The 356-nt window shown below is 36.2% G+C and carries 1 protein-coding gene (only partly in view); it reads right to left on the reverse strand.

Translation table 11 applies throughout. The features are described 5' to 3' along the window. Positions 1-356, reverse strand: part of the annotated coding region (locus J3U35_RS11615; RefSeq protein WP_267360306.1) for a tetratricopeptide repeat protein (this coding region is incomplete at its 5' end). Its footprint begins 318 nt before the window's first position; 356 of its 674 annotated nt are in view.

Genomic DNA, 356 nt, shown 5'->3' on the forward strand with positions numbered 1-356 from the left:
GATATAGTCTTCATCACTCGAATCTTCATAGTTAAATAATTCTCGATATATTATTTTATGGTAATCGATCGTTATTTTTAAGGGGTATATTCGGTAATTTTTCTCGTTTGCCATGCGCTCAAAAACATTCCATAAATTATCATCCGGTAATATTTGATAAGCTTGCTGTAAACTGGCAAAGGCTTTAGGGACATCTGGCTTTGTACCCAACCCTTGCATATACATAAACGCCAATGTTTTTAAGGCTGGGGCACAATTTTGTTTGGCGGCTTGTTGATAGAGTTCAAAAGCACGCTTTTCATCTTTATCTACCCCAATACCAAACAGATAAAAATAGGCCAAATTGGTTTGCGCAA

The sequence above is a fragment of the Gilliamella sp. B2717 genome (genome assembly GCF_026536675.1).
Taxonomy (GTDB): Bacteria; Pseudomonadota; Gammaproteobacteria; order Enterobacterales; family Orbaceae; genus Gilliamella; species Gilliamella apicola_I.